The 8,504-nt window shown below is 59.7% G+C and carries 9 protein-coding genes and 1 pseudogene; 4 read left to right on the forward strand and 6 right to left on the reverse strand.

Annotated features, from left to right (window positions below):
* Positions 1–602 (reverse strand): NAD(P)H-binding protein (locus tag AC1DM5_RS36255; protein ID WP_477976903.1); only part of this gene is annotated, 602 nt, incomplete at its 3' end.
* A gap of 73 nt (positions 603–675) precedes the next feature.
* Here AC1DM5_RS36255 and AC1DM5_RS36260 point away from each other — a divergent pair.
* A complete protein-coding gene (locus tag AC1DM5_RS36260) occupies positions 676–1,428 on the forward strand; it encodes an AraC family transcriptional regulator (protein ID WP_477976905.1) in 753 nt (250 codons plus the stop codon).
* On the opposite strand, the gene AC1DM5_RS36265 is transcribed toward AC1DM5_RS36260, so the two are convergent.
* Positions 1,346–2,155, reverse strand: coding sequence for a LysR family transcriptional regulator (locus AC1DM5_RS36265; protein WP_477976907.1), 810 nt, complete (start codon positions 2,153–2,155; stop codon positions 1,346–1,348). The two genes, AC1DM5_RS36260 and AC1DM5_RS36265, sit on opposite strands and share 83 nt — an antisense overlap.
* A gap of 177 nt (positions 2,156–2,332) precedes the next feature.
* On the opposite strand from AC1DM5_RS36265, the gene AC1DM5_RS36270 reads away from it, so the two are divergent.
* Positions 2,333–2,791 carry a DUF3237 domain-containing protein gene (locus tag AC1DM5_RS36270; protein WP_477824342.1) on the forward strand — a complete coding sequence of 153 codons (459 nt, stop codon included), beginning with the start codon at positions 2,333–2,335 and terminating at the stop codon, positions 2,789–2,791.
* 721 nt (positions 2,792–3,512) lie between these two features.
* Here AC1DM5_RS36270 and AC1DM5_RS36275 read toward each other — a convergent pair.
* On the reverse strand, positions 3,513–3,911 hold the full coding sequence (locus AC1DM5_RS36275; RefSeq protein ID WP_477824343.1) for a hypothetical protein: 399 nt from the start codon (positions 3,909–3,911) through the stop codon (positions 3,513–3,515).
* A 617-nt stretch (positions 3,912–4,528) separates the two neighbouring features.
* Here AC1DM5_RS36275 and AC1DM5_RS36280 point away from each other — a divergent pair.
* A pseudogene (locus AC1DM5_RS36280) lies at positions 4,529–4,738 on the forward strand (transposase); the annotation flags it as partial.
* 138 nt (positions 4,739–4,876) lie between these two features.
* Here the strand turns inward: AC1DM5_RS36280 and AC1DM5_RS36285 are convergent.
* The 3 genes from AC1DM5_RS36285 to AC1DM5_RS36295 all read right to left on the reverse strand — a co-directional run bounded on the left by AC1DM5_RS36285 (position 4,877) and on the right by AC1DM5_RS36295 (position 7,520).
* The gene (locus AC1DM5_RS36285) at positions 4,877–5,452 is read right to left on the reverse strand and encodes a P-loop NTPase family protein (RefSeq protein WP_477824347.1); all 576 of its coding nucleotides are present in this window, start codon (positions 5,450–5,452) and stop codon (positions 4,877–4,879) included.
* Between the two features lie 208 nt (positions 5,453–5,660).
* Positions 5,661–6,395 carry a phosphotransferase enzyme family protein gene (locus AC1DM5_RS36290; RefSeq protein WP_477824344.1) on the reverse strand — a complete coding sequence of 245 codons (735 nt, stop codon included), beginning with the start codon at positions 6,393–6,395 and terminating at the stop codon, positions 5,661–5,663.
* Positions 6,396–6,527: 132 nt separating this feature from the next.
* Complete coding sequence (locus tag AC1DM5_RS36295) at positions 6,528–7,520, reverse strand: NADPH:quinone oxidoreductase family protein (protein WP_477976909.1); 993 nt, start codon at positions 7,518–7,520, stop codon at positions 6,528–6,530.
* A gap of 123 nt (positions 7,521–7,643) precedes the next feature.
* Between AC1DM5_RS36295 and AC1DM5_RS36300 the strand changes: the two genes are divergently transcribed.
* Entirely contained in the window at positions 7,644–8,276 is a 633-nt protein-coding gene (locus tag AC1DM5_RS36300) for a TetR/AcrR family transcriptional regulator (RefSeq protein WP_477824346.1), read from the forward strand.
* Positions 8,277–8,504: the final 228 nt, after the last annotated feature.

Genomic DNA, 8,504 nt, shown 5'->3' on the forward strand with positions numbered 1-8,504 from the left:
TCGCGGATCACCCGGTGCCTGCCCGTCGGATTGATCAGCTCCCTGGCCGCAAGCAATGCGATGTCATCYGTCGCCACCCAGGGCATCTTCAGATCGGGCTTACAGGACCAGGCGATCCGACCATATCTGGCGACTGGCGCCGTCCACGCCAGCACATCATCCATGAACCAGGCAGCGCGCAAATGGACCAGGTCGATATTGGTAAGTTCGTTCAGCTTCTCGTCCAGATGGTGGAAACATTCGAAATGGCCGGTCTTCCCCTTCACGTCCGACCCCATGGCCGACAGGCTCACAGCCAGTTTGACCGGGGAATTACTGAGCGTATCGACGAAGCGCTGGGCAACCGCGGGATAGTGGCCTTGCAGGTTGTTCCAGTCGGTCTTGACCATCAGGAACGCGGCATCGGCATCCTGAAAGAATTTGTCGAGCTCTCCTGCACCAGTGTCAAAGCTTCCGAGGAATGGCTCCGCTCCGATTTCGGCCAGTGCCTCAAGGGCTGGACCGCCCCTCGACAGGGCCTTTACCTGATGTCCCGCGCCCAGCAGGTTCCGGGTGAGTTGGGCGCCGATCCTGCCGGTTGCGCCGACGACAGCAATTCGCATGATAGTCTCCATCGGGTTGTTGATGTCCGCTTGTAACGGATTGCAGTGCACGCGAATTTGGAGATAATGCCATATGATCTCCAAATCAGGCCAATCCGCCAGGACGCTGCGCCCCTGCAGCACGGACTTCGATCCCGACCCCGACCGGTTGGGTCGCCCGGCGGTCGCCCTGCATGTCGACTTCAGCGACTACTTAGCCGAGGTGCCGCAGCACCAGCACCGGCAGGGACAGCTGATCCTTGCCTTGCACGGTGCCGTGACCTGCACGGCCGCAAACGGCCTTTGGATTGTCCCGCCGGACTGCGGGATCTGGATCCCGGGCGGCGTGCCGCACAGCAACCAGGTCACCTCCAACGCCCGCCTGTCCTACTTGTTTGTCGAACCGGATGCTGCGGCGCTGCCGCAGGAATGCTGCACGCTGTCCGTTTCGCCAATGCTGCGCGAGATGATCCTGCGCCTGGCGGATGTACAGGGCAGCTATACGCCTGATGACCATGTCGGGCGCCTCGTGCGTGTCTTGCTGGACGAACTGGCGCTSATGCCGAAAGAGGGGCTGGAGCTGCCGGTGTCCAGCCACCCGAAGATCGCCATGATCGCCGCCGCCCTGACGGCGGAGCCGGGCGACCGCCGTACCCTGGCGGAATGGGCAGACTACGTCGCCATGAGCGAGCGATCCCTGAAGCGGCTGATGGTTCAGGAAACGGGGCTGACCTTTGGCCGGTGGCGGCGGCAGCTGCACCTGGTCATCGCGCTGCGCGAACTCGCCGGCGGCGCGACGGTCCAGAGGGTATCGAGCGACCTCGGCTACGAGTCAAAGGGGCGATGAGGAGTCCCTTTTCCAGGAGCGGGCGAAACAACAAGGGCGACAGAAGCGCGACACCTGCGCCTGCCACTGCTGCATTGGCGTCCAGCTCATGCGTGGGATAATCGACTGCCACAAAACGCAGGGCCTGCGGCATCTCGCAATGAGCGGCCCTGAACCATGCCTGCCAATCCGGATGCGGCAACAACTCGAAATCGGTGAGCGCCTCCGGCATGTCCAGGGTCCGCGTTCCGAGCAGAGAGGGCGCCAGCATGGGCGTCACCTCAACCGGCGCGAGCCGGTATTCGTCAAGCCCTTCCCAACCGCCACGACCCGTCCTGATGGCGACGTCAAACGCGCTGGGGTCGCGAATATCGGCGGAAACGTCTACCTCGATCTGCGATCCGCCTGCCGAGGGATAACGCGCCAGCCGAGGTGCCAGCCAGCGCGATGCGAATGTCGGAGGCGCCGTCAATCGGAGTGGGGGCGTCGCAGCCTGAAATTCATCGAGCGCGCCGGCAATGCCATCCAGTGCCTGGCGAATTCGGCCCGCCAGTTGAGCGGCCGCAGCCGTCGGCACGACGCGTCGCCCCGCGCGCACGAACAATGGCTGGCCAAGCTCGGCCTCCAGTGTGCGAATGCGGAGACTGACGGCCGCAGGCGTCAGACACAGCCGTTCGGCGGCGCGGGCAAAGCTGGAGGCGGAAACGCATGCTTCCAGAATTCGCAGAGATTCCAACGGCGGCCGCATGATCTCTTCTCTCTTGATGAGTTTTGCTTGTGAAGGTCCCAAGCAAAGCGCGTTTTGGGGGCAGGGCGCCTTCAGCTAGAGCTTGTCGCGCAAACCCGAAGACCTGAAAAGCGCGGCGAGCGGATCTGAAGGATCGCGACACGCTCCAGGGTTCAAACAAGCAATAGGCGATCCGGCATGTCCCTGCAATCTCGGCACTTAATGACACTCTTCATGACACTTCACCCGGCGCTTGAGCTCGGTCAGACGCCAGCCGGTAGCAGGCGCATATTTCCCGTTTCCGGCGGACATTTCCGGGGCGAGCGACTGAAAGGAGAGGTGTCGCCGCTGATCGGCTCCGACCTCCTGCTCGGACGCGCGGACGGCACCTTTCAGCAGGATGTCAGGCTCCTGCTCGCCGCTGACGACGGCGGTCTGATCCTGATGACCTATCGCGGCGTCAGGCGCTCCTCCCAGAGCGTCGACGAGCGTCTTGCTGATGGCGAAGCGGTCGACCCCTCGGAATATTATCTGCGAACAACACCCTATTTCGAGACGGCCGCACCACGGCACGCGTGGCTCAACCAAATTGTCGCGGTTGCGCAAGGCGGCCGGCGTGCGGGCGGTGTCGAATACGATGTATTCGAGATTCTCTGAATCCGCTTCGCGACGGCGGCGATGTGGTCGAATCGCTCATTTCCCGACCTTGCCGGCGGCCCCATGATGGATTTGCCTGGCGACCATATCCGTCACGAGCCCGACGTCACGAAGTGAGTTCAGAGCGACTTATGCAGCAACAGTCACCAATGATGCCTTTCGGCCGATATTGTTGAAAAACTACGCTCGGTGTTATCGTGGTTGCTCGCAAGGGGAGCGAGTGATGCGGATGCTTCGAATAATCCTTCTGATTGGTGTCATATCGTCGATCGTCGTAATTGGAGGTGGATACCTCACTTTGTTCCCACCTCTTCCATTGCTGCCAGAGATCGCAAGGGGGCTACCCGACACATTTTCCGACGCTGAGAGGGAGTTTCAAAGAAGAGTTGCCGTCAAGTTTTCGGGGGTATCCGCTCAAACAGAGCTTGTGGCGTCCCTGGAAAAGGAAGGCTTCACGGTCGATCCTGCAGGTCGACAAGCTTTGTTTGAAAAGGCGGGGTTTCCTTGCAATCAGAGTTGGCGGATTTTCTGGGAAGTTGACGGTGGGTCAGTGTCTGACCTGAAAGCCGACTATCGTGGAATTTGCCTTTAGACTAGTTCATGCCAGAACCCGGTTATGCGCCAACCATTGTCCATCAGGTGACCAACGTCCGCTGCGGGGCCTGTAACGGTCATTGGTGAGAGATTGAAGTTTAGTCCCGTCCGGGTGCCGGGTAGACGGTCAGCAGGGAGGGTTTACTTTGTTCGTCGCTCGCCAAGCCAAGGACTTTTCCACGCGAACGATATCAATTCTCGACGCTTTGCCTTTCTCAAGTATCAGCACAGCTGGTGTTTCACCTTCTGAACAAGCTCTTCGAAGAGCCTTGAGAACAGGGCCATTTATTAGCAGATAATGACCTAGATCAACGCAGTTAGGTTTGCCTATGTCAATCAGATTGCCGTTGGAATCACACCTCTCTGTGTAGTGGAAATTTTGTGCTGCAGCTGAAAGCCGATTAACGGCAGCGGTCGCGCTAAACATGTTCCAGAAGAAATATGTGATAAGAACGATACAACCGACGAGTACGCTGACTCTGTAAAGGCCAAGAGCAAGACTAGGGTTGTCTTCATCATCCTGCATTGTGTGCCCCTGTCAAAGCGGGATTATTCGAACGGCAATGCGCGCATGGTCAAGGTGCGAGGCAAACAACGCTAACTTCGTAACGGAGAGTTGGTAAGTTCTGCAATCAACCGCCATCGCGACTTCCGATGTAGCCGCCCCACTTGTCAAACGCGTGGTACGTTGGTTCCTCGGCTTTTGCTTGCCGAAAATACCTACAGCTAATCTCATACTCAGAAGAATACTCTGTCCAGGATTCGCACCGGATCACTCGGCCTTCGGTACTTTTATAGCCCTTATATTTCTGATTAAGGAATGCTTCGAAATACGGAATGCTCGGTTTGAAACTAATGCCAAGAACTATCCACACCAACGTCCAAAGTGCGAGAACGGCCCCAATGGCGCATGCAACAAAGGACAGTCCTCGAAATAAGATTTTCAAGGCTAGACCCCGAATCCAGTTGGCGATGGCCAACTCGTAGCACGCCTGACGGCAGCTTTGTAGGTTTTGCATTCAGCTCAAACTTCCCGAATGAGGTCGATAGCTGACTTTCGTCAATCCCTAGAAAGATGACCGCTTCTGGCGGATACCGTTGAAAAACTCGGCATTGCGGGTGCTTGAGACGCGTGATGCAGCCACACCCCAATACGAGCAGTCTCGGCATCGTCGCAAGAAGGTCGAGATGCTCTTCGCTCACCTCAAACGCATTCTCCGCATGGCGCGTTTGAGGTTGCGAGGTCCATGTGGTGCGCGGGACGAATTCTTGCTTGCAGCAAACGCCCAGAACCTCAGAAGATTGGCGAAACTCAGGCCAGCAAGGCCGCCGTACAGCGTCATCGCCGCATAAAAAGGGACACCAACCATTGCCCCGCGCACGAGCGCAGGGCAGCAACCGATACCGCTTGCGCAAAAGGCCGGAAATCACCGGATAAGCGGCTACTCCATCGAGTTTTTCAACGATATCGGCGCCATCGCGGTCATTGCGTTATCGAGCGATAGGTCTGCCCGAGAGTTGAAGGAGCCGGTCCATCTCGCGATGAGAGTTGAGCACGGCTACCGGAACGTCCGGCCCATAACGCTCGATTTGCATCACAAAAAGCGGGGCGTATTTTTTCTCGAAGTTCCAGATGTATGACAGAAACTCTCGATCTGGCAGTGGCTCTGGGCACCCTTCAGCCATCGCCGGGCGAACTGAGCCATAGAAACGAGATACGCGCTTTAGCAGACCAATCAGTGCAACCCATCTCGGCACTCGAACCCACAGAACCAGATCAGTTCGCGGCAATCTCAGGTCGAAGGAAGACGCTCCACTGCCGTCCATGACCCATCGGTCACGTTGGACCATATCCGATATGATTGCTCTTTGCTCGGTACGATCACGCTCCACCCAGCCTGGAAGCCACCGCACATCCCGGTCGAGTGATTGGAATTCCAGGCGGTGTAAATCCGCGATCTTTGCAGAGAAGGTTGTCTTGCCGCCTCCCGAACATCCAATAACGAGAACACGCTCGACCGTCGCCAAAAGGCTGGCCGCATCCATCAGAGAAACATATCGAGGCATCGAAGCGTCATCTTGTCGAACTTGGACCAATATGTTGGGGATGCCAGCATCCCAGCGACGTAAACCCACAAAATCGCAGTGGTGCAAGCGCAAATGGTTGCACTCCGCCGGGGCCGGCGTAAAGGCCTGGATGCGGTCACTGTTCGTGGCGCAATGCAGCAGCCCGAGGCTTTGGCATGGATACGACCCGTCGATCCGCCGAAACTGCTCAGACCGCTCGAACTTCGGCAAGCCGCTTGACTGCGTACTCGTCCTGCCAGCAGACGGCGGCTTCCCATGCGGCTGATGCCTGCGCGGCGATGTCATGCGCGCCGTCGTCGAGATCGGCAGCGTTGTCGGGCAGTACCAGGTCAAGGTCGGGGACGTCGCGATGTGACTCATCCCAGTCGATCAAAGCGACCCGATCCGCGGTCATGCGGATGTTGCCAGGGTTGTTCGGGTTGCCGTGGACAACGCAGGTCTGACGCCCGATTAGCCGCGCCCACGCTGCCCGACATCGGATAACGCCCTCAGGCGGCATCGCGGAAAGGTTGATCCTCGTACCGGTTTCGGCATGCAGGAGGTCGGTCGACGATCGCCAGCCTGGGCGCTGCGGCCAGCCCTGCGTCAACCGATGCAGTTCGCGGAGCGTGTCGGCCACGCGACGCCAGTCGGACTCCGTCTCGGGCGGTCCGCCCTCCATGTATTTCATCACCACCAGACCATCCACGAACAGCCGGCCGTCAGTCGTCGGGATCGGCACCGGAACGGTCATACCTTCACGGTCGAGGTGTCGGAGTAGCTCGGTTTCCCATGCGAGATCAGCATCGGTCCTGGAGCCGAGACGACCGACTGCGATCTGCCCGTGGACGCGAACGCTCCACACGTCGTTGGCAACTCCACCCGTAAGTGGTTCGATGCGAACAGCATCTTCACCCCATTGCCCAAGTGCTTCCCATCCCATTGGCGGTATCCTTGGCGGCCATGATTTAATTGACGGAAGAAATAGGGAAAGTTTGCGACGCCGCGATGTCCTCGGGTGGCGCAAAGCGGTCGAGGCTTGAGGGACGACTATGGCCCACGTCACGAAGCGGGTTCAGAGCCGCAGCGCCAACTTGCCGACGCTGGAGCGGCCCTCCAATGCCGTAAGCGCCTTTGGCCCGTCGGCAAGTTCGTAGACGGTTGGCTGGACGGGGGACAATACGCCCGCGCCGATAAGCGCGAACAGTTCGCCCATGACTGCACCGAACATCTGCGGCGCGGCGCGGATCAGCACCCCCATGTTAAAGCCGATAATGTGGACCTGATGTTTATAGACGAGGTCCCAATTGGTGAGCGATGCTTCGCCGGCGGGCAAGCCTGTCACGACGACGCGGCCGGTGACGCGTCGCGCCGATGCCAGGCTGGCCTCGAAGGTCTCACCGCCGACCGACTCGATGACCAGATCAGCGCCGGCGTTGCCGGCCAGACGAAGCACTTCGGCGGCGATATCGGCGGTGTGGGAGTCGAGGACGTGATCGGCACCCAGGGATTGCACGATCTCGTGCTTCTCCGATGCGGCCGCCGCAATCACTGTTGCGCCGTAGTGCCTGGCGATCTTGACTGCGGCTTGGCCGGTAGCGCCTGCCGCTGCATGGATCAGCACCGTCTCACCCTTCTTGATCTGCCCCAGCAGCTTTAGCGCTGCCACTGCCGTCGGCAAGTTCACGACCAGGCCAAGCGCCTGCTCGTCCGACCATCCCTTGGGTACCGGTACTGCGGCAATCGCCGGAAGCACCATGTATTCGGCAAAGGCACCATATCCGACCCCGATGATATGAGCGCCAGGCGCCACCGCTGTGACCCCTTCGCCCAGAGCCACGACTTCACCCGCCCCCTCGAAACCCGCAATATATGGAGGCTGCGGGCCTCCACGAAACTTGCCATAGGCCTGGGAGATATCGGCCATGTTGATACCACCGGCGGCGACACGGATGAGGATTTCGCCTCGACCGGGAACCGGCACCGGCGCATCGGTGATCATCCGCAGATCCTGCGGGCCATTTAGGGACGTCTGCTGCAACGCACGCATGAAGGCGGGGACGCTCATGGGACTGGTCCTTGCTCAAGGCGATAGCGAGAATTGTTTGTCGATCGACAAATAAATAAATGCATGGCGCTGCGGCAGCCGTCAAGATATAGTTTGTCGATCGACAAACAAATCGGAGATGAGATGGCGACGCGTGGCAGGCCACTGACATTTGACCGGGACGTCGCTTTGCGCAGCGCCATGGATCTGTTTTGGGAGCGCGGCTACGAAGGAACCTCCATGAAGGACCTGAGCGAGGCCATGGGGATTGCTTCGGCCAGCATCTATGCGTCCTTCGGAAGCAAGGAAGCCCTGTTCCGCGAAGCCGTGGCCCTCAATGCCGCGACCCAGGGGCAGCCCCCGAGGGCAGCACTTCGCGAGCAGTCCACGGCCTATGAGGCGATACACGCCATGTTGCGCGCCGTGGCCGATACAATCACCATTCCCGGCTCGCCGCGTGGATGCATGCTGGTTCTTGCAGCGCCGACCGGCGCGATAGAAAACCACCCGGTACGGGAATTCCTCGCCGACATTCGCAGGGCGCAATTCGAGGAGATCAGGGAGCGGCTGGTCAGAGGGGTCCACGATGGCGACCTCGCTGCCTCGACCGAGAGCCTGACGGCCATCGCTCGCTACTATACTACAGTGATGCACGGCCTATCGGTGCAGGCTCGCGACGGCGCAAGCCGTGCCGAACTTGAGACAGTCATCACCATGGCCATGGCCGCCTGGAAGACGCTGGCACCGGATGGTCTAGGACGTCAACAACCGAATTAGGCCGCGGGCACGGCAAGGGCATCGGGGAGGGTAGGTACGTCCGCTTTTGGCGCGTTCCGGGCGACGTACTCGTCTGGTGTCGTGAAGAGTTTCGGGCGCCGGCAGGCGTACGAAAGTCCCCGAGGAAGGAACCCGCGGGCCACAGTCGGAGGCTATGGGGATTTCGATCTGCGGCTGATGTCGGCGATGGCGCGACCGCCGTCAGGAAGTGGGGTGATGGATGCGGAC

Source organism: Rhizobium sp. 01T437, from assembly GCF_056398505.1.

Coding starts and splice junctions, on each gene's coding strand:
- AC1DM5_RS36265 (WP_477976907.1), bottom strand. CDS start 2,155: ATGCGGCCGCCGTTGGAATCTCTGCGAATTCTGGAAGCATGCGTTTCC.
- AC1DM5_RS36270 (WP_477824342.1), top strand. CDS start 2,333: ATGTCCCTGCAATCTCGGCACTTAATGACACTCTTCATGACACTTCAC.
- AC1DM5_RS36275 (WP_477824343.1), bottom strand. CDS start 3,911: ATGCAGGATGATGAAGACAACCCTAGTCTTGCTCTTGGCCTTTACAGA.
- AC1DM5_RS36285 (WP_477824347.1), bottom strand. CDS start 5,452: ATGCCTCGATATGTTTCTCTGATGGATGCGGCCAGCCTTTTGGCGACG.
- AC1DM5_RS36290 (WP_477824344.1), bottom strand. CDS start 6,395: ATGGGATGGGAAGCACTTGGGCAATGGGGTGAAGATGCTGTTCGCATC.
- AC1DM5_RS36295 (WP_477976909.1), bottom strand. CDS start 7,520: ATGAGCGTCCCCGCCTTCATGCGTGCGTTGCAGCAGACGTCCCTAAAT.
- AC1DM5_RS36300 (WP_477824346.1), top strand. CDS start 7,644: ATGGCGACGCGTGGCAGGCCACTGACATTTGACCGGGACGTCGCTTTG.